At 65.3% G+C, this 19,156-nt stretch carries 17 protein-coding genes; 10 read left to right on the forward strand and 7 right to left on the reverse strand.

Translation table 11 applies throughout. From position 1 onward, the window contains the following. Positions 1 to 37: 37 nt before the first annotated feature. From def to smc, 4 genes are read right to left on the reverse strand one after another with little or no spacing between them, the layout of a single operon-like run. Positions 38 to 571, reverse strand: a complete 534-nt coding sequence (def, locus tag ACOABP_RS00850; RefSeq protein WP_066735182.1) for a peptide deformylase — start codon at positions 569 to 571, stop codon at positions 38 to 40. Beyond that, positions 568 to 2,724 carry an NAD-dependent DNA ligase LigA gene (gene ligA / locus ACOABP_RS00855; RefSeq protein ID WP_474226566.1) on the reverse strand — a complete coding sequence of 719 codons (2,157 nt, stop codon included), beginning with the start codon at positions 2,722 to 2,724 and terminating at the stop codon, positions 568 to 570. Before ligA ends, def begins: the two co-directional genes overlap by 4 nt. A 13-nt stretch (positions 2,725 to 2,737) precedes the next feature. After that, entirely contained in the window at positions 2,738 to 4,126 is a 1,389-nt protein-coding gene (locus tag ACOABP_RS00860; RefSeq protein ID WP_474226567.1) for a cell division protein ZipA C-terminal FtsZ-binding domain-containing protein, read from the reverse strand. Position 4,127: 1 nt separating this feature from the next. Then, positions 4,128 to 7,643, reverse strand: coding sequence for a chromosome segregation protein SMC (smc, locus tag ACOABP_RS00865; protein ID WP_474226568.1), 3,516 nt, complete (start codon positions 7,641 to 7,643; stop codon positions 4,128 to 4,130). A 458-nt stretch (positions 7,644 to 8,101) separates the two neighbouring features. Here smc and ACOABP_RS00870 point away from each other — a divergent pair, with 458 nt between their 5' ends. Beyond that, on the forward strand, positions 8,102 to 8,941 hold the full coding sequence (locus ACOABP_RS00870) for a ferritin-like domain-containing protein (RefSeq protein ID WP_474226569.1): 840 nt from the start codon (positions 8,102 to 8,104) through the stop codon (positions 8,939 to 8,941). Positions 8,942 to 9,008: 67 nt separating this feature from the next. Here ACOABP_RS00870 and ACOABP_RS00875 read toward each other — a convergent pair whose 3' ends face one another. Next, positions 9,009 to 9,296, reverse strand: a complete 288-nt coding sequence (locus ACOABP_RS00875; protein ID WP_474226570.1) for a hypothetical protein — start codon at positions 9,294 to 9,296, stop codon at positions 9,009 to 9,011. Between the two features lie 10 nt (positions 9,297 to 9,306). After that, positions 9,307 to 9,993 (reverse strand): hypothetical protein, encoded by a 687-nt coding sequence (locus ACOABP_RS00880; protein ID WP_474226571.1) that lies wholly within the window; start codon positions 9,991 to 9,993, stop codon positions 9,307 to 9,309. 134 nt (positions 9,994 to 10,127) lie between these two features. Here ACOABP_RS00880 and dapC point away from each other — a divergent pair, with 134 nt between their 5' ends. The 6 genes from dapC (at position 10,128) to prmB (ending at position 15,196) form a co-directional block, all read left to right on the forward strand. Continuing rightward, positions 10,128 to 11,327 (forward strand): succinyldiaminopimelate transaminase, encoded by a 1,200-nt coding sequence (dapC, locus tag ACOABP_RS00885; protein WP_474226572.1) that lies wholly within the window; start codon positions 10,128 to 10,130, stop codon positions 11,325 to 11,327. Positions 11,328 to 11,437: 110 nt separating this feature from the next. After that, on the forward strand, positions 11,438 to 12,262 hold the full coding sequence (gene dapD / locus ACOABP_RS00890; protein ID WP_474226573.1) for a 2,3,4,5-tetrahydropyridine-2,6-dicarboxylate N-succinyltransferase: 825 nt from the start codon (positions 11,438 to 11,440) through the stop codon (positions 12,260 to 12,262). Between the two features lie 66 nt (positions 12,263 to 12,328). Next, entirely contained in the window at positions 12,329 to 12,715 is a 387-nt protein-coding gene (locus ACOABP_RS00895) for a hypothetical protein (protein ID WP_066735145.1), read from the forward strand. A 22-nt stretch (positions 12,716 to 12,737) separates the two neighbouring features. Next, positions 12,738 to 13,085 (forward strand): arsenate reductase, encoded by a 348-nt coding sequence (locus tag ACOABP_RS00900; RefSeq protein ID WP_474226574.1) that lies wholly within the window; start codon positions 12,738 to 12,740, stop codon positions 13,083 to 13,085. Positions 13,086 to 13,113: 28 nt separating this feature from the next. Beyond that, a complete protein-coding gene (dapE, locus tag ACOABP_RS00905) occupies positions 13,114 to 14,265 on the forward strand; it encodes a succinyl-diaminopimelate desuccinylase (protein WP_474226575.1) in 1,152 nt (383 codons plus the stop codon). A gap of 37 nt (positions 14,266 to 14,302) precedes the next feature. Next, positions 14,303 to 15,196 carry a 50S ribosomal protein L3 N(5)-glutamine methyltransferase gene (gene prmB / locus ACOABP_RS00910; RefSeq protein ID WP_474226576.1) on the forward strand — a complete coding sequence of 298 codons (894 nt, stop codon included), beginning with the start codon at positions 14,303 to 14,305 and terminating at the stop codon, positions 15,194 to 15,196. Between the two features lie 114 nt (positions 15,197 to 15,310). Here the strand turns inward: prmB and ACOABP_RS00915 are convergent, their stop codons facing one another. Then, on the reverse strand, positions 15,311 to 15,817 hold the full coding sequence (locus tag ACOABP_RS00915) for an RcnB family protein (RefSeq protein ID WP_474226577.1): 507 nt from the start codon (positions 15,815 to 15,817) through the stop codon (positions 15,311 to 15,313). A gap of 399 nt (positions 15,818 to 16,216) precedes the next feature. On the opposite strand from ACOABP_RS00915, the gene ACOABP_RS00920 reads away from it, so the two are divergent. From ACOABP_RS00920 to ACOABP_RS00930, 3 genes are all read left to right on the forward strand, one after another. Then, positions 16,217 to 16,954, forward strand: coding sequence for a FadR/GntR family transcriptional regulator (locus ACOABP_RS00920; protein WP_474226578.1), 738 nt, complete (start codon positions 16,217 to 16,219; stop codon positions 16,952 to 16,954). Next, positions 16,954 to 17,979 (forward strand): L-idonate 5-dehydrogenase, encoded by a 1,026-nt coding sequence (locus ACOABP_RS00925; protein ID WP_474226579.1) that lies wholly within the window; start codon positions 16,954 to 16,956, stop codon positions 17,977 to 17,979. Before ACOABP_RS00920 ends, ACOABP_RS00925 begins: the two co-directional genes overlap by 1 nt. A 72-nt stretch (positions 17,980 to 18,051) precedes the next feature. Next, entirely contained in the window at positions 18,052 to 19,050 is a 999-nt protein-coding gene (locus tag ACOABP_RS00930; RefSeq protein ID WP_474226580.1) for a sialic acid TRAP transporter substrate-binding protein SiaP, read from the forward strand. Positions 19,051 to 19,156 lie beyond the last annotated feature (106 nt).

Consider the following 19,156-nt stretch of genomic DNA (forward strand, 5'->3'; position numbering starts at 1 on the left):
AGGGGTCAGGGCCGTTCCGGCCCGGCCCGGTACCCGCTCAGTCGTCGTAGTTGGCTGGCAGTTCGGGAAACAGGATTTCCGTGAAGCCGAAACGCGTGAAGTCCTTGATCCGCATCGGATACAGCACGCCGATCAGGTGATCGCACTCGTGCTGCACCACGCGCGCGTGGAAGCCGTCGGCCACGCGCTCGATCGGGTTGCCAAGCATGTCGAAACCCGAGTACTTCAGGCGGGTGTGGCGCGGCACCACGCCGCGCAGGCCCGGCACCGACAGGCAGCCTTCCCAGCCGTCTTCCATCTCGTCGGACAGTGGCTCCAGCACCGGATTGATCAGCACGGTCTTAGGCACCGTCGGCGCATCGGGATAGCGCGGATTGCGATCGAAGCCGAAGATCACCACCTGCAGGTCCACGCCGATCTGCGGCGCGGCCAGGCCGGCGCCATTGGCGTGCTCCATGGTGTCGAACATGTCGTCGACCAGCAGCCTCAGTTCCGGCGTGTTGAATTCCATCACCGGCCGCGCCTGCTGCAGCAGGCGGGCATCGCCCATCTTCAGAATGTCGCGGATCATTGCGGTTCTCCGTTGTCGGTGGCCTCGGCGCCAGCGTCGGCCAGCAGCCTGAGCATGCCGTCCTCGTCCAGCACCGGCACACCAAGCGCCTGCGCCTTTTCCAGCTTGCTGCCAGCTTCGGCGCCGGCCACCACGTAGTCGGTCTTCTTCGACACCGAGCCGGCCACCTTGGCGCCTGCGGCTTCCAGCTTTTCCTTGGCGTCCTCGCGCGACAGCGTCGGCAGCGTGCCGGTCAGCACGATGGTCTTGCCGACCAGCGGCAGCGGTGCCCGCGCCGTCGGTTCCGATTCAACCCAGTGTACGCCTGCGGCACGCAACTGCTCGATCACCTCCACGTTGTGCGCCTCGGCCAGGAAATTGGCAATCGATTGCGCCACCACCGGGCCCACGTCGTTGACTTCGAGCAATGCTGCCTCGTCGGCCGCCAGCAGGTTGTCGAGCTTGCCGAAATGCTTGGCGAGGTCCTTGGCCGTGGCCTCACCCACATGGCGGATGCCCAGCGCAAAGATGAACCGGTTCAGCGTGGTCTCGCGCGACTTGTCGATCGCCGCCACCAGGTTCGTGGCGGACTTGTCGGCCATGCGGTCCAGCGCGGCCAGCTTGGCAACGCCAAGCTTGTAGAGATCGGCCGGCGTGCGGACGATGCCCATGTCCACTAGCTGTTCGACGATCTTGTCGCCCAGGCCATCGACATCCATCGCACGTCGTTGCGCAAAATGGATCAGCGCCTGCTTGCGCTGCGCCGCGCAGATCAGGCCGCCCGTGCAGCGGGCCACGGCTTCGCCTTCGAGCTTCTCCACATGCGACCCGCACACCGGGCAGGCAGTCGGCATGACAAAGGCGCGGGCGTCTGCGGGCCGGCGCTCCAGCACCACGGCCACCACCTCGGGGATCACGTCGCCCGCACGGCGAACAATCACCGTATCGCCAATATGCACATCCTTGCGGCGGATCTCGTCCTCGTTGTGCAGTGTGGCGTTGGTCACGGTCACGCCGCCGACGAACACCGGCGCCAGCCGCGCCACAGGCGTGATGGCGCCGGTACGGCCCACCTGCACCTCGATGTCCTCCACCGTGGTGGTCATCTCCTGGGCCGGGAACTTGTGCGCCAGCGCAAAGCGGGGGGCGCGCGAGACAAAGCCCAGTTGTTCCTGCTCGGGGATGGCGTTGACCTTGTAGACCACGCCGTCGATGTCGTACGGCAACTGGTCGCGACGCTCGCCGATATCGCGATAGAACGACAGCAGCCCCTGCGCGCCCTTGACCACGCGGCGCTCGTCGCAGACCGGCAGACCCAGTGCGGCAAACCCGTCCAGCATCACGCTGTGCGTGGCCGGACGCTCGGCACCCTGCAACTCGCCCAGGCCATAGGCAAAGAACGACAACGGCCGCCTGGCCGTGATCCGCGGATCAAGCTGGCGCAGGCTGCCGGCCGCGGCATTGCGCGGGTTGACGAAGGTCTTCTCGCCGGCCTCGGCCTGGCGCGCGTTGAGCTTGTCGAAGTCCGCGCGATACATGAACACCTCGCCGCGCACTTCCAGCACGGCCGGTGCCTCGCCGCGCAGCTTCAGCGGAATGGCCTTGATCGTGCGCACATTGACGGTCACGTCCTCGCCGGTTTCACCATCGCCGCGCGTGGCGGCCTGCGCTAGCTTGCCGTCTTCGTAGCGCAGCGACATGGCCAGACCGTCGAACTTCAGTTCGCACGAGTATTCGACGGCGCTGTCGGCCGCCTCGGCTGCGCTGAACAGGTCGTCGGCGGGTGCCGCGACCGCGGCCTTGCCCAGCCCCTGCGCGCAGCGGCGGTCGAAATTGACCACGTCCTCGTCTTCGAAGCCGTTGTTCAGCGACAGCATCGGCACGCGGTGGCGTACCGAATCGAAGGCGGCCAGCGGCGCCCCGCCCACGCGTTGCGTCGGCGAATCGTCGGTCAGCAGATCGGGATGTTCGGTTTCCAGCGCCTGGAGTTCGCTGAACAGCGCGTCATATTCCGCATCGGGAATCGTCGGCGCGTCGAGCACGTAATACTGGTAGCTGTGGCGTTCCAGCTCGGCGCGCAGCCACTGCACGCGCTCGGCGGGAGATGCACTGGCCGGCAAAGGGCCGGCGGGCGCGGGGGCCGGAGCCCGCGCGCCTGGATGCTTGGCGGTCATGGGGGCTCCGTCGTTATACGCTGAACAGGCGCTGCGCCACCGGCGATCCGGCCGGCATGCCACGCGCTTCCAGCTTTTCGTAGAGCTTTTCGAGCTGGTTGAAGATCGCCACGAACGATGCTTCGCTCAGCGGACGCATATTGTCGTCCACCAGCTGGGCGCCCATGCGCTGCGCCAGGCTGTAGCCGTACTCGCAGACCGTCTTGAACGGCTTGATCGTCTGCGCCCCCTGCGGCACATCCAGCAGCAGCGTGATCTGGCGGCCCGCGTTCAGCGTCAGGTCATCGCGCAGGAAGTTCGTGTCGCCGAACTGCAGCGTGAACAGCGGCTTCTGCACGCCATCGGCGCCCGGTTCGTAGCGGATAAACCGCGTGCCGTCGCGCGACAGCACCAGGCCGTCCTGCGTCGCCACGGTCTGCACATAGGCGGCCGACCACGGCGCGCCGTCGGAAATCACGTTGACACCCAGCTGCACATCGGCACCAGCCGCGAAACCGTCCAGTTCGCGCGCGTTGGCAACCGTCTCCGTCATGTCGGGCAGGTCGGCCGATGCATCCAGGGCCTCGGCCAGTGCCTCCACGGCATTGACGAATTCGGAGAACTCCAGCGCATTGAGCGGGCCGCTGCGATTCGCCAGTTGCACGGCCACCTGCAGGTCTTCGTACTGGTGGCCGGCGGTCACCGGCTCCCAGGCATTGGCTTCGACGCGCAGCCCTTCGATATGCACCTGCTTCGTGCCCGCGCGGCGCAGACGGCCGGTCAGCGGCAGGATGCGGTCGCCGGAGGCCTTGCGCTCCAGATGCATCGGCACGATGCAGTCGATCAGCGGATCGATCACGGCGGCGGCAGGCTGGCCGTCCGGCACCGGTTCGGCCACCGGGGCAACCGGGGCAACCGGGGCAACCGGGGCCGCCGGGGCCGCCTTGGCGACCGGTTCGGCGACCGTGTCATCGGCATCCACCTCGGCGTCGGCCAGCACATCGGCATGGACATCGGCGGTGGCACGCGCTTCGGCATGCCCGGCAGCCGGCGCGGCCGCCACGGCAACCTCATCGGCCACGATCTCGTCGGCATCGGCCGAACTGGCGGCCGCATGCGCAGCGGCAGTGGCCGTGGCAACGTCGCTCGCGGCATCGGCGTGGACATCGGGCTTCAGGCCCTTGCCGGCCTCGCCCAGCGTCGGCTCGCGCCGGCTCACGTGTTCGGGCGGCGTTTCCTTGAGCCTGGCCTGGGTTTCGGGTTGCGTAGTCTTGCCCACCACCGGCTCGCGCATCGGCGGCAGGTCGTCCTCGGGCATCAGCGGCCGCACGCGGCGCGCCTTGTGGATCTGCCAGCGGTTATAGGCCACCAGCAGCAACAGCAATACAACACCCGCGATGATCAGTGCGTTCTGCAGTTCCATCTTAAGCGGCCTCCGCCATCGATACGGCTGCATCCATGTCCACCGCCACGATCCGCGAGACCCCCTGCTCCTGCATCGTCACGCCAATCAGTTGGTGGGCCATCTCCATCGCAATCTTGTTGTGAGAAATAAATACGAACTGCGTCTTGTCAGACATACGCGCCACCATGTTGGCGTAGCGCTCGGTGTTGGCGTCGTCCAGCGGGGCGTCCACCTCGTCCAGCAGGCAGAACGGTGCCGGGTTCAGCTGGAACATCGCGAACACCAGCGCAATGGCCGTCAGCGCCTTTTCGCCACCGGACAGCAGGTGAATCGTCGAGTTCTTCTTGCCGGGCGGCTGCGCCATCACCTGCACGCCGGCATCGAGGATTTCCTCGCCGGTCATGATCAGCCTGGCCTGGCCACCGCCGAACAGCGCCGGGAACAGCTCGCCGAAGTGATGATTGACCTGGTCGAACGTGCCTTGCAGCAGCGCCCGGGTTTCCTGGTCGATCTTGTTGATCGCGTCTTCGAGCGTATTGATGGCGTCGGTCAGGTCGGCCGACTGCGCATCGAGGAACGTCTTGCGCTCGCGCGCAGCGGCCAGTTCGTCCAGCGCGGCCATGTTGACGGGGCCCAGCGCGTTGATGGAATTGTTCAGGCGCGTGACTTCGCCCTGCAGGTACGCCGGTTTCATGTCGCCGGTCAGCTTTTCGGCCAGCGCGGCTTCGTCAACCTCGGCCGTGGTCAGCTGCTCGGAGAACTGCTCCTGGTTCAGGCGGGCGGCCTGTTCCTTGAGCTGGCATTCGGTGATGCGGTCGCGCAGCGGCTGCAGGCTGCGCTCGGCCGCCAGGCGCTGCTCGTCGAACTGGCGCAGCTGGGCCGACAGCGCGTCCAGCTCGATGCGCGCGGCAGACAGCTTCTGCTCCTTCTCGGCGCGCACTTCCAGCGCTTCCTGCAGGCCGGTGTTGGCGGTCTGCTCGTTGATCGTTTCCAGTTCGGCGCGGGCGTTTTCCAGCGATTCCGCCACGCGTTCGCTCTGGTCGGCGGCCATCTGGATATTGCGGCGCAGTTCGTCGATACGGCCGGCCAGGTTGCGTTCGGCAAACACCGCTTCCTGGGCGCCACGTTCCATGTCGCGCAGCTGCTGGCGCGCGTTGGTCAGCCTGGTATCCAGTGCATCGAAAGCCATCTGCTGGTCTTCGTGCGATGCCTGCAGTTCGGCCAGGCTGGTGTCGTGCTGCTCGAAGCTGGCCTCGGATTCGGCACGGATGGCGCGCTGCTCGTCGATCTGCGCGTCGATCTCGCCCAGTTCCTCGCGGATCTGGTTGCTACGCGCCGAAAAGCGCTCCATGGCCTGCGACAGCTTCAGCACGTCCATTTGCAGCGCATGCACGCGGCGCGTGGCCTGCTCGGCGCGCGCACGCGCCTCGATGAGCGTCGTGCTGGCATGCGTGTACGCCGTTTCGGCGCGCACGGCATTGGACCTGGCCTCGTCGGACAGCAGCATCTGCGCGCGCGACTGCTTCTGCAGGTTCTCGATCTCCTGCTCGCGGGCCAGCATGCCGGCCTGCTCGGAATCGGCGGCGTAGATCTGGATCGCATTGCGGCCCACCAGATGGCCTTCGGCCACCACGAACTGCGCACCCTCGGGCAGCGTGCCACGTGCCGACAGCGCCTGCGACATGTCGGTGGCCGTGTAGATGTCGGCCAGCCAGTCCTGCATCACGGCACGGATGCCGGGCTCGGTGATCTGCACCAGGGCCATCAGCGGACGCAGGCCCGCCGGGGCTTCTACCGGGCGCGCGGCGGGCGGCGGCGTATAGAAGGCAAGCTTGGACGGCGGGGCGTCGGACAGGAAGCCCTTGACCCAGTCCAGGTTCGACACTTCCAGTGCGGCGAGCTTTTCGCGCAGCACCGATTCGAGCGCGTTTTCCCAGCCCGCTTCGATATGGACCTTCTTCCACAGGCGCGGCAGTTCAGCCAGGCCATGACGTTCCAGCCACGGCTGGACCTTGCCGTCGGTCTGCACGCTTTCCTGCAGCTGGCGCAGCGCCGTCAGGCGGGCGTCCAGCGATGCAATCGCGGCCGTCTCGCTCTGCACGCGCTCCTGCGCCGCACGGCGCTCGGTGTCCAGGCGCGGCACCGATTCCTCGGCGTCCATCAGCGACGCCTGGGCCTCCTCGAGCGTCGCTTCCTGCTCGGCCAGGTCCATGCGCAGCTCTTCGAGCCGCACCTCGTCGGGACGGTCCAGCCCTTGCTCCTCGCCCTTCAGGCGTTCCTTGCGCTGCTCCAGCTGCTGCAGCATCTGGTTGGCATTGCGCTGGTGGGCGGCCTCCAGCTTCAGCGCCTGTTCGGCCTGCATGATGCCGCTGCGCTGGTCGTTGAGCTTCTGCTGGGCGTCGCGCCACTGGCCTTCCAGGGTCGGCAGTTCATCGCTCTTCTGCGCCACGGCGTCCTGGGCCTCGATCGTGCGGGCTTCGGACAGCGCCAGGTCTTCCTCGGCCTGCGCGATATCGTCATTGGCCTGGTCGGCCTTGCCCTGCCACTGCTCGCGCTGGGCGGTCAGCGCCGCGATCTGCGCCTGCAGGCGGTTGCGCGACTCCACCACATAGCGGATCTCGGCCTCGAGCTTGCTGACTTCGGCATTGGCCTCGTACAGCGCACCCTGCGCGACGTGCATGCCATCGGATGCGGCGTAGTGCGCGGCGCGCATCGTTTCGAGTTCCGCCTCGACATGGCGCAATTGCGCGGTCTGGGCTTCGAGGTCGATCTGTGCCTGGTCGATGGCGCGCGCATGGCGTTCCTGCTCGGCCAGGGCTTCGCGCTTGCGCAGCAGCCACAGCAGGTGCTGCTTTTCCTCGCCTTCGGACTGCAGTTGGCGGAAGCGTTGCGCCACCTCGGCCTGGCCTTCAAGCTTTTCGAGGTTGTTGCCCAGTTCGCGCAGGATATCTTCCACGCGGGTCAGGTTTTCGCGCGTGTCGCCCAGCCGGTTCTCGGTCTCGCGGCGGCGTTCCTTGTACTTCGATACGCCTGCGGCTTCCTCCAGGAAGATCCGCATGTCGTCGGGCTTGGCCTCGATGATCCGCGAGATCATGCCCTGCCCGATGATGGCGTAGGCGCGCGGCCCCAGGCCGGTGCCCAGGAAGATGTCCTGGATGTCCTTGCGGCGCACCGCCTGGTTGTTGATGTAGTACGAAGACGTGCCGTCGCGGGTCAGCACGCGCTTGACCGCCACTTCGGCGTACTGGCTCCACTGGCCGGCGGCGCGGCCCTCGGCGTTGTCGAACACCAGTTCCACGCTGGCGCGGCCCGCCTGCTTGCGCGCGGTGGATCCGTTGAAGATCACGTCCTGCATGGATTCGCCACGCAGTTCCGACGCGCGTGATTCGCCAAGCACCCAGCGCACCGCGTCGATGATGTTGGATTTACCGCAGCCGTTGGGACCTACGATGCCGACCAGCTGGCCCGGCACTTGAAAATTGGTGGGATCGACGAAGGACTTGAAGCCCGCCAGTTTGATCGAGGACAGTCGCACGGTTGTCGTGTGGTTTGGGCGATACGAAATTGGAAACGCCGGGCCCACGCCGGAGCACACGGCAAGGCGTGACGCCTGCGCCGCAAACTGCCCCCGGTGCCCGATAGATTGGCGCTAATCATACCATCGCCAATCCATTGACCGGCCGTTTTCGCCACCGTTGCACCCATCACGAAGGGGTCATGAGCTGACTTGAAAAAGCTTTGTATTTCCGTGGCTTGCAGGCGTTGCTGCAAGCACTTTCTAGGCGGCGGCGTTGTTTCATGAAAACGTCACGTCGGCAAATCCGCCGGAAACTTCTCAGGGTTAGTGCTAGTCTCTGGAGATGCCGGCGTGATCCCGGGGCCCCTCCCGAATGCGCCGCGCCCGTCGCTCCGCCATGCCAGGTGTTGTCGCATGGCGCCCGCGGCCAGTCTGAAGCTTGATCGCCTGCAGCGCAGCAGTTTGGAGGACTGAGCATGACCCCAACGCCACCGGCCGCGATGCCGGGTGACCTGCCGTGGTCCGTGTCCGAGATCGACTACGACGCCATCGACGTCGCACGGGTACGCGACGACCGCACACTCTTCTACCTGCTGACCGGCGCCTCGTTCATCGAGAGCGGGTCCGACACCTACGCCGGCAACCTGGCCCAGTACTATGCCGACGTGCCCGACGCGGCCGAATGGCTGTCGGAGCACTGGGAATCCGAGGAACTGCAGCACGGCCTGGCGCTGCGCCGCTATGTCGAGCATGTCTGGCCCGAATTCGACTGGAAGCGTGGCTACCAGCGGTTCTTCGACGAATACAGCAAGACCTGCTCCGTCGACAATTTCGAGCGCACCCAGGCCCTGGAAATGGCCGCGCGCTGCGTGGTGGAAACCGGGACTGCCACCTATTACCGGGCGCTGGAACAGGCCAGCGACGAGCCCGTGCTGCGCAACCTGACGCGCCGCATCGCCAATGACGAAGTCCGTCACTACAAGCACTTCTTCCGTTATTTCAACGACTTGAGCGACCGCGAGCAGCTAGGCCGGGCCAAGGTGCTGGCCGCCCTTGCGCGCCGGTTGCTGGAAATCAAGAACGAAGACGCCGAAATCGCCCTGCGGAACGTGCTGCGCATCGAGCAGAACCGCGAAGACGTGCCGGATCGCGAAGTCCGCGCCCTGAATTCGCGCTGCAGCGCGGTGGTCCGGCGCCACCTGCCGATCGAGATGACGGTCAAGATGCTGCTGCGCCCCCTGCACCTGCATTCGCGGCTCGAAGACCTGGTGCGCCGGCCCATCGTAGCAATGGTGTCGCGGGTGATGCTGTATTGAACGGACAGGCGGTGCGGGCGGGCGTGGTCGGCTTTCCCCGCCGGCAAGTCGAATGCGATTCGGAGATTCAGTCCACGTCGAAATCGGCTTCCAGCTCCGACGCCAGTGCGCAATCATAAAGGCGACGTACCACCTGGTAATCCCCGCATCGCTCGTCGGTCCAGAAAAAATAATCCTTGCCCGTCAACTTCCTGGTAAATACGACCCTGAATTCGGGAACGTGCTCGGTCAGACTGTAGTTGTACCGCAACTGGATCCCGAATTTCGGCAGCTCCGCCTGCACTGCAGATTCCATTTCATCGAAATCCCAAGCCATATCGCCGCTTTCGGTTTTCTCGCGCAAACGAATGAGCATATTCGAAACACTACAGGGCAACATCGATTTTCCCTCCACCCGGATTGTTCACCTCGATTTCCTGCTTCACCTGCAGTAATTTCTTGAGCAGTTCATTCTTCTGCACCCTCGACAGGTGGCCAGGCACCCCGCGGTTCAACGCATAGGCAAATACCTCCTCGATTTGTCCCAGTACGTTCAGCCCATCCGGATTTTCATCGCCAGACGCCTTCGAAAATATCCTGACGTACGTCTTCCTGAAGAAAACAAAACAGCGCCACGCAAATCGATAATCATTCTGGTTGACGTACGATATGACTTCATTCAGCGCCGAGACACAGTGACCGATGCCTGCCGCGGTGTCGACGCGATTTGCCTGCGACAACACAGCCCGGGCCTCATGTTGAATCGACCTCGAAACCCTTAGCCCATTGAGTACTTCGCAGACCGCGATAATCAAGCCTACCAGTGTCGCCACCGTGCCCGCATACGAGAAAATATCGAAATTTCGCCGCAGCGCCAGTACACGTTCGTAACCGGAATAGGTCACGATAATCAACAGGCTGCACGACACCGCCCAGAAAATCCGCATCGCGTGATCCTGCAGCCGCCAGTCACCCTTCCATGGCGTCATTTCCACATTGCCCAGAGTATTGATGGAGCGCCCAGTCTGGCCGCTCGGACGAGCGATGGAAATGAGACGTGTCTGAAACAGCACGGATATCGGACGGCCTTGCCCCGCGTGACGGTTGCCTGGCCCATCGAGGGGGTAGCTGTTCCCGCCCCTCGCTTTCCGGTCATGTGCCCGGCGCGATATACTGCTGCGTTTCAACCGCCCCGCCGCCTGCCACCGTGAATCCGCGCCTCGACCTGCTCCAGACCTACCCTTTCGAGAAACTGCGCGTGCTGGTGGCCGATGTGAAACCGGCCGACAAGCCGGCCATCAGTTTTGGCATTGGCGAACCCAAGCATCCGACGCCGCAGTTCATCAAGGACGCGATGACCGCGTCGCTGTCCGGACTGGCCGTCTATCCGGCCACGGCTGGCACCGACGCGCTGCGCCAGACCATTGCCGGCTGGCTGGAGCGCCGGTACCACCTGCCGAAGGTCGATGCCGCAACCGAGGTGCTGCCGGTCAGCGGGTCGCGCGAGGCGCTGTTTGCGTTCGCCCAGACCGTGATCGACGCGAGCCAGCCCAATCCGCTGGTGCTGTGCCCGAATCCGTTCTACCAGATCTATGAAGGCGCGGCCCTGCTGGCCGGTGCCCGCCCGGTCTTCGCCAACAGCGACCCGGCGCGCAACTTCGCCCCGGCCTTCGACCAGATCGATGCCGATGTCTGGCCGAACGTCCAGCTGCTCTATGTCTGCTCGCCGGGCAACCCCACGGGCGCCGTGCTGTCGCTGGAAGACTGGAAGCAGCTGTTCGAGCTGTCGGATCGCTACGGATTCGTGATCGCCTCGGACGAGTGCTATTCCGAGATCTATTTCGACGAAGCCACGCCGCCGCTGGGCGCGCTGGAAGCCGCCCACAGGCTGGGCCGCGGATTCGAGCGCCTGGTGATGTTCTCGAGCCTGTCCAAGCGCTCGAACGTGCCGGGCCTGCGCTCGGGCTTCGTGGCCGGCGACGCCGCAATCCTGAAGAAATTCCTGCTGTACCGCACCTACCACGGTGCCGCGCTGAATCCGGCCGTGCAGGCTGCCAGCGCTGCCGCCTGGAACGACGAGGCACACGTGCGCGACAACCGTGCTGCCTATGTGCGCAAGTTTGCCGAAGTCACGCCGCTGCTGGCCGAAGTGCTGGACGTGGCGCTGCCCGACGCGGCGTTCTACCTGTGGGCCGATGTGTCGCGCACGGGCCTGAGCGACACCGAGTTTGCCGTGCGCCTGCTGGCCGAGCAGAACGTGGCCGTGCTGCCGGGCAGCTACCTGGCGCGCGATGCCCACGGGGCGAACCCGGGCACCAACCGCGTACGGATGGCGCTGGTAGCCACGCCCGACGAGTGCCTGGAAGGTGCGCGCCGGATTGTCGAATTCTGCAAGTCGCTGGGCTGACAGACCTGGCGCCGACGCTTCACCCTGCTTCACCGATCGAATGCCCTGACGCCGGGGCCCCTGCCACCGGCGCCGCCTCTCTCACACAAATCACCACTGAGAACACCATCATGACGCAAGCTCTGCAAGCCCTGATCGACCAGGCCTGGGAAGACCGCACCAGCCTGTCGCCGAAGTCCGCGCCGAACGATATCCGCGAAGCCGTGGCCAACGTGATCTCGCAACTGGACGCCGGTACGCTGCGTGTGGCCGAGAAGCAAGGCCAGGACTGGATCGTCAACCAGTGGGTCAAGAAGGCCGTGCTGCTGTCGTTCCGCCTGGAAGACAACGCGCCGATGAGCGCCGGCGGCTTTGCCCAGTTCTACGACAAGGTGCCGACCAAGTTCGCCAACTGGAGCCAGGACGACTTCGCCAAGGCCGGCTTCCGCGTGGTGCCGCCAGCCGTGGCCCGCCGTGGTTCGTTCATCGCCAAGAACGCCGTGCTGATGCCGTCGTACGTGAACATCGGCGCCTATGTGGACGAAGGCACGATGGTCGACACCTGGGCCACCGTCGGTTCGTGCGCACAGATCGGCAAGAACGTTCACCTGTCGGGTGGCGTGGGCATCGGCGGCGTGCTGGAGCCGCTGCAGGCCAACCCGGTGATCATCGAAGACAACTGCTTCATTGGCGCCCGCTCGGAAGTCGTGGAAGGCGTGATCGTCGAAGAAAACTCGGTGATCTCGATGGGCGTGTACCTGGGCCAGTCGACCAAGATCTACGACCGCGAAACGGGCGAGATCCACTACGGCCGCGTGCCGGCCGGTTCGGTCGTGGTGGCCGGCAACCTGCCGTCCAAGGATGGCAAGTACAGCCTGTACTGCGCCGTGATCGTGAAGAAGGTGGACGCGCAAACCCGCGCCAAGACCAGCCTGAACGACCTGCTGCGCGACTGATCCAACGGATCCTTCAAGCCGCACCCTGCCGCCGGGCCGCCCCGGCGGCGGTCCAACATCCCGCCGATGCCATCCCTCCGCAAGCGACTCATGGCCCTCGACCCCGCCACCGTCAGTACCGTGCTATCCCTGCTGCCCACCATTCTCGAACAGGCCAACAAGACCATCGAGAAGCTCAAGAAAGGCAAGCGCAAGGATGAAGGCGCGCAGGCGGCCGACGCCGAGCCGCCGCGCGACCCGGCCGCACGCATCGCGGAACTGGAAGCGGCCGCCGTGCAGCAGGCCGAGGCGGTCAAGCTGCTGGCCGAGCAGCATGCGATCACCATCGAGGCCCTGCGCCGCGAGGCCGCGCGCCTGGACCGCCGGCTGCGCCTGATGACGGCCGTGGCCATGGCCGGCGTGGCATTCGGCCTGGGCGGGCTGATCATCGCGATCAACCTGCTGTTCCGTTAACCTCGTTCCGATTGCACGCACCATGACCGTCCTGCTCTACGGCATTCCCAACTGCGACACCGTCAAGAAGGCCCGCACGTGGCTGGAATCGAACGGCGTCGACTACACGTTCCACGATTTCAAGAAGCAAGGCGTCGACGAAAAGATGTTGCGCGCCTGGCTCAAGCACGTGCCGCTGACCACGCTGCTGAACAAGAAAGGCACGACGTACCGCGCGCTTTCCGACGCCGACAAGTCGAAGGCGGAAAGCGAGGCCGGCGCCGTGGCCCTGATGCAGACCAGCCCGTCGCTGATCAAGCGCCCGGTACTGGATCGCGATGGCAATGTCAGCGTGGGTTTTTCCGCCGACACATACGCCTCGCTGTTCTGAAGAAACGAATTTCGCACCACCCCGCACCATGAACCCGACCCTTGCCCTGACCGAAGACCTGATGCGCCGCCGCTCGGTCACCCCTGCCGACGAAGGCTGCCAGTCCGTGCTGGAAGCGCGCCTGTCCGCGATTGGCTTTACCTGCGAGAACATCGTCAGCGGCCCTGACACCTTCCGCGTGACCAACCTGTGGGCGGTCAAGCGCGGCACGCAGGGCACGGCGGGCAAGCTGCTGGCCTTTGCCGGCCACACCGACGTGGTGCCGACCGGCCCGCTGGAGCAATGGTCGTCTGACCCATTCGAGCCCACGCACCGCGACGGCAAGCTCTACGGCCGTGGCGCGGCCGACATGAAGACGTCGATTGCCGGTTTCGTGGTGGCCTGCGAGGAATTCATCGCCCAGCACCCCGACCACGCCGGTTCGATCGCGTTCCTGATCACCAGCGACGAGGAAGGCCCCGCGCACGACGGCACCGTGAAGGTGGTGGAAGCGCTGAAGGCCCGTGGCGAACGCCTGGACTACTGCGTGGTGGGCGAGCCCACTTCGGTCGACACGCTGGGCGACATGGTCAAGAACGGCCGCCGTGGATCGCTGTCGGGCAAGCTTACGGTCAAGGGCGTGCAGGGCCATATCGCCTACCCGCACCTGGCACGCAACCCGATCCACCTGGCCACACCGGCGCTGACCGCGCTGGTGGCCGAGACGTGGGACCAGGGCAACGAGTACTTCCCGCCCACCACGTGGCAGATGTCGAATATCCACGCGGGCACCGGCGCCACCAACGTGATTCCGGGCCACGTGACCATCGATTTCAACTTCCGCTTCTCGACGGCCAGCACGCCGGACGGCCTGAAGCAGCGCGTCCATGCCATCCTGGACCAGCACGGCCTGGAATACACACTGGACTGGACGCTGGGCGGCGAGCCGTTCCTGACGCCGCGCGGCGATCTGTCCGAAGCGCTGTCGGCCGCCATTGCCGCCGAATGCGGCGTGACGACCGAGCTGTCGACCACGGGCGGCACGTCCGATGGCCGCTTCATTGCCAGGATCTGCCCGCAGGTGATTGAATTCGGCCCGCCGAACGCCAGCATCCACAAGATCGACGAACACGTGGAAGTGCGCTTCATCGAGCCGCTCAAGAATGTTTACCGTGGCGTGCTGGAACGCCTGATTGCCTGATCGCCTGATCGACTGACTATTGGAGCGACCAACCACCATGGCTACCCCATCTCCCCTGAAGACCGTCCGCGACCTGCTGCGCCTGGCCGTTTCCCGATTTACCGCCGCCCGGCTGTCATTCGGCCACGGCAGCGCCAACGCGTACGACGAAGCGGCCTACCTGGTGCTGCATACGCTGAACCTGCCGCTCGACACGCTCGACCCGTTCCTGGACGCCCGCCTGCTGCCCGAGGAAGTCGACGCGGTGCTGAAGGTGATCGACCGCCGCGTTACCGAACGCGTGCCGGCTGCGTACATCACCCATGAAGCGTTCATGCATGGCCTGCGCTTCTACGTGGATTCGCGCGTGATCGTGCCGCGCAGCTTTATCGGCGAACTGCTACAAGACGGCCTGGAGCCGTGGCTGGGCGATATCGGGCAGATCGGACCGGTGCTGGAACTCTGCACTGGCTCGGGCTGCCTGCCGATCATCGCCGCGCATGTCTGGCCGAACGCCCGCATCGACGCCGTGGACATCTCCTCCGACGCCCTGGCCGTGGCCCGCCGCAATGTGGCGGACTACAAGATGGAAGAGCGCATCGCGCTATTCGAAGGCGACCTCTACGGCCCGCTGCCCTCGGGCGCCACGTACGACGTGATCCTGACGAACCCGCCCTACGTCAACGAGCAGTCGATGCGCGAACTGCCGGCCGAGTACCTGGCCGAGCCGCGCCTGGCGCTGGCCGGCGGCGACGATGGCATGGACGTGGTGCGCCGGATCATTGCCGGCGCCAAGAAACGCCTGAACCCGGGCGGCGTGCTTGTGGTGGAAATCGGCAACGAGCATGACAACGTGGAAGCCGCCTTCCCGGATCTGGACATCGTCTGGCTGTCGGTCAGCGCGGGTGATGACCAGGTATTCCTGGTGACGTACGACGCGTTGCCGGATTGATCCCTGGGCATCGAACCAGCGCCACGTCTTGTATCTGATGTACGGCGCTGGTCGCACACCATAAAAAACGCCGCGGAAATCGCGGCGTTTTTCTTGGTAGCACGCCTACCCGGCTCAGCCTCCCGGCCCCACCGAATAGATCGTGCCGTTCGACGACACCTGATAGTAGTCGGCGCCGACGCCCACCCAGTGGTAGCCCTTCTTGGGCGCGGGCAGGTTGTAGTCCTTGTACTTGTCGATCACGTACTGCCGGTCGCGGAATTCGGTCGGCAGCTTGTCGCCCTTGTTCCATTTCTTGGGCGAGTAAGGCGACTGCGCGCCCATCGGCATCGAGCCCGACTGACCGGACATCGAGTCCTGCGACATGCCGCCAGAGGACATGCCGCCTTGCGAGCCGGAGCTCTGTCCCTTGTGCGACATGCCATGCTTGCCGCTGGTAGCCGGCGGCATGGGTGTCGCGGACGGGGGCATGGCGCCTGCCTGGCCCGGGGACGGCATGGGGGTCGGACCCGACGGCTGGGTCTGGCCCGGCATCGGTTGTTGCTGCTGGGCCTGTGCGAGTGGTACGGCCAGCAGGCCGGCGGCGACCAGGACGGCTGGTATTAACGTCTTCGTTTGCATCGTGATCTCCTCACAGATGGAACACGTCAGACTGCCCCAGAATCAGGGCAATCCCAAGGAAGCTTAGTAGCAAATGCGGGGCCCGCATGATGGCCGGATGTCCTTCCGGCTTCTCTTTGACCAGCTTTCCTCAATGATTTCAGCCACTTGCAAAGCATGTGCCGTACACGCCCAAATTGAAGAAATCGCGAAGATGGGCGTTGTTTGCGGTAGTTTTGGCATGCAGCGGTGTCATATCTTCCCTGCTCCCTTCAATGTCCGTCGCCATACGCCGCGCCGCGCCAGACCGGCGTTCCCTGCTGCGGCGCGCCATAACTTTTTCTTGAAGCACCGCGCAAAGTCTCCTAGAAATTGGTCTGACCGCTTGACCATTTGTCCGCTGCCTGCCCGGGATATCCCATGCCGCTTCAGCAGATCGAACCGCGTCGTCTGTACCGCCAGATTGCCGACCAGCTGCGTCGGCTGATCGAAAGCGGCGAGTTTCCCGTAGGCGCGCGGCTGCCGCCCGAGCGCGATCTGGCGGTGCAACTGGGCGTGTCGCGCCCGTCGGTGCGCGAGGCGCTGATCGCGCTGGAGGTGGAAGGCCTGGTCGAAGTCCGCATGGGATCGGGCATCTATGCCTGCGCGGCCGATGCCACGCCACCGGCCTCGCACGCTGGCGGCATCGTGGCCGCTACGCCGCTGGACGTGATCCGGGCCCGCCAGGTGATCGAGGGGGAAATGGCGGCCGGTGCCGCGCGACACTGCTCGCCCGCGCTGCTGGAAGCACTGGCCGAATCGATCGCGCTGATGGAAGAAGAAGCCGGCGGCGGCAACATCCCCGTGCGCGGCGACCGCATGTTCCATCTGCGCATCGCCGAGGTCTCGGAGAACGCCGTGCTGCTGCGCCTGGTGGCCGAGTTGTTCGACGAGCGCCATAACCCGCTGTTCGCGCAGTTCGGCAACCACTTCGAGAACGCCGAAAGCTGGACCGCCGCCATCGCCGAACACCGTGCCGTGGTGAAGGCCATTGCCTCCGGCGCGCCCGACGCGGCGCGCGCAGCGATGTGCGACCACCTGGAACTGTCGCACAACCGCTTCTACGCAGCCTGGCCGGGCCATGGCAAAGACGTGAAAGTCCACAGCGAGGAGTCGTGATGTCCCTGACCTGCCATATCCACGCCAGCGAAGACCTGCGCTTTACCGAAGTGGACCCGGCCACGCCGGGCGCGCATGACGTGCTGGTGCGCCTGGGCGCGGCCGGCATCTGCGGGTCGGACCTGCACTATTACTTCCACGGCAAGGTCGGCGCGTTCGTCATCAAGGAACCGCTGACGCCGGGGCACGAAGCCTCCGGCATCGTCGAGGCGGTGGGCAGCGCCGTGACGCGCGTGGCGCCGGGCATGAAGGTGGCGATCAATCCGTCGCATGCCTGCGGCCAGTGCGACTACTGCCGCGCCGGCCGCGACAACCTTTGCCGCAACATGCGTTTCCTGGGCAGCGCCAGCGTGTTTCCGCACGTGCAGGGCATGTTCCGGCAGCACTTCCTGATGCACGAAAGGCAGCTCACGCCCGTCGATGCCGATATCTCGCTGGGCGAACTGGCGTTTGCCGAACCGCTGTCGGTGGCGCTGCACGGCGTGAACCGGGCCGGCGAACTGCTCGGCAAGACCGTGCTGGTCACGGGCGGCGGCACCATCGGCAGCCTGACCGTGATGGCCGCGCGACTGGCCGGCGCGGCGCGCATCATCGTGTGCGATATCGCACAGCGGCCCCTCGACGTGGCCGCCACGGTGGGCGCGGACCACACCATCCTGACCACGCAGGTGGCCGCCAGCGAACTGCAGGACATTGCCGACGTGAGCCTGGAGGCCGCCGGCAGCGCCGCGGCGCTGGGCACGTGCCTGACGGCCACGCGCCGGGGCGGGCGCATCGTGCAGGTAGGCACCCTGCCCGCCGAAGGCTTGCACTTTCCGGCCAACAGCATCATGGCGCGCGAACTCGACTATGTGGGCGCGTTCCGCTTTGGCCGCGAGTTCGACTGGGCGGTGCAGTACCTGACCACCCGGCGGCTCGACGTGCGGCCACTGCTGTCCGCGCAGTTGCCGCTGGCGCAGGCCGTCGAGGCGTTCCGGCTGGCGGCAGACAAATCCCGCAGTACCAAGGTGCAGTTGACCGGGTGAGGTTTTGCCCTCGCATGCCGACTGGTCACCCCAATAAGACCGGCGGATCTTTCACCGAAAAAGGAGACAACCATGACGCTTCGTCGCCGGCAGTTTTCGTCCATGCTCGGTGCGGCCCTGCTGCTCGCCGCCACCCTGACCACCCCCGCCCTGGCCCAGCAGGCTGCCCCGATCAAGCTCAAGTGGGCCCATGTCTATGAGACTTCGGAGCCGTTCCACAAGTGGTCGGTGTGGGCCGCCGACGAGATCAAAAAGCGCAGCAACGGCAAGTACCAGATCGACGTGTTCCCGGCGTCGCAACTGGGCAAGGAAAACGATATCAACCAGGGCCTGGCGATGGGCACGGTGGACATCATTATCTCGGGCTCCAGCTTCGCGGCGAAGTCGTTCCCGCGCATCGGCGTGACGTACTACCCGTATATCTTCCGCAATCCCGACCACCTGCTGGCCTACACCAGGAGCGACATCTACAAGGAACTGACGGCCGGCTACGAGCAGAAGACCGGCAACCATATCGTGGCCACCACGTACTACGGCACGCGCCAGTCCACGTCGAACAAGCCGTTCTCGCACTGCACCGAGATGAAGGGCCTGAAGATGCGCGTGCCTGACGTGCCGGCGTACCTGGCAATGCCCCGGGCCTGCGGCGTGAACACGTCGCCGATTGCCTTCGCCGAGGTCTACCTGGCGCTGCAGAACGGCACCGTCGAAGCGCAGGAAAACCCGCTGACCACCATCGAGGCAAAGAAATTCTACGAGGTGCAGAAGTACATCGTGCTGACCGGCCATATCGTCGACCACCTGAACACGATCGTCTCGGGCGCGCTCTGGAAGAAGCTGTCCGAGCCGGAACGCAAGATGTTCCTGGACGTGGCGCAGGAAGCCGCCGCCCGCGCCACCGCCGACGTGGTGGCGCGCGAGAAGGAGCTGGTGGCCGTGTTCAAGCAGAAAGGCATCACCGTGACGGAGGTCAGCATCCCCGAGTATCGCGATGCCGTGCTCAAGAACGTCAGCGTCGAGTCGCAGGGCTATCGCAAGGCCGACTGGGAAAAGATCCAGGCAGTGAAGTAACAAGTTTTGCTTGTCTGTGGGTTGTCTCCCCTCTCCCGCAACGTGGGAGAGGGGTTGGTGGAGAGTGCCCGGCGGTTCCAGTTTCGACGCGTCGGCAGCAGAACCC

It is taken from the genome of Cupriavidus sp. HE11 (assembly GCF_056097175.1).

Coding starts and splice junctions, on each gene's coding strand:
- def (WP_066735182.1), bottom strand. CDS start 571: ATGATCCGCGACATTCTGAAGATGGGCGATGCCCGCCTGCTGCAGCAG.
- dapD (WP_474226573.1), top strand. CDS start 11,438: ATGACGCAAGCTCTGCAAGCCCTGATCGACCAGGCCTGGGAAGACCGC.
- ACOABP_RS00900 (WP_474226574.1), top strand. CDS start 12,738: ATGACCGTCCTGCTCTACGGCATTCCCAACTGCGACACCGTCAAGAAG.
- prmB (WP_474226576.1), top strand. CDS start 14,303: ATGGCTACCCCATCTCCCCTGAAGACCGTCCGCGACCTGCTGCGCCTG.
- ACOABP_RS00930 (WP_474226580.1), top strand. CDS start 18,052: ATGACGCTTCGTCGCCGGCAGTTTTCGTCCATGCTCGGTGCGGCCCTG.
- ligA (WP_474226566.1), bottom strand. CDS start 2,724: ATGACCGCCAAGCATCCAGGCGCGCGGGCTCCGGCCCCCGCGCCCGCC.
- ACOABP_RS00875 (WP_474226570.1), bottom strand. CDS start 9,296: ATGCTCATTCGTTTGCGCGAGAAAACCGAAAGCGGCGATATGGCTTGG.
- ACOABP_RS00925 (WP_474226579.1), top strand. CDS start 16,954: ATGTCCCTGACCTGCCATATCCACGCCAGCGAAGACCTGCGCTTTACC.
- ACOABP_RS00920 (WP_474226578.1), top strand. CDS start 16,217: ATGCCGCTTCAGCAGATCGAACCGCGTCGTCTGTACCGCCAGATTGCC.
- ACOABP_RS00915 (WP_474226577.1), bottom strand. CDS start 15,817: ATGCAAACGAAGACGTTAATACCAGCCGTCCTGGTCGCCGCCGGCCTG.
- ACOABP_RS00895 (WP_066735145.1), top strand. CDS start 12,329: ATGCCATCCCTCCGCAAGCGACTCATGGCCCTCGACCCCGCCACCGTC.
- ACOABP_RS00860 (WP_474226567.1), bottom strand. CDS start 4,126: ATGGAACTGCAGAACGCACTGATCATCGCGGGTGTTGTATTGCTGTTG.
- ACOABP_RS00870 (WP_474226569.1), top strand. CDS start 8,102: ATGACCCCAACGCCACCGGCCGCGATGCCGGGTGACCTGCCGTGGTCC.
- dapE (WP_474226575.1), top strand. CDS start 13,114: ATGAACCCGACCCTTGCCCTGACCGAAGACCTGATGCGCCGCCGCTCG.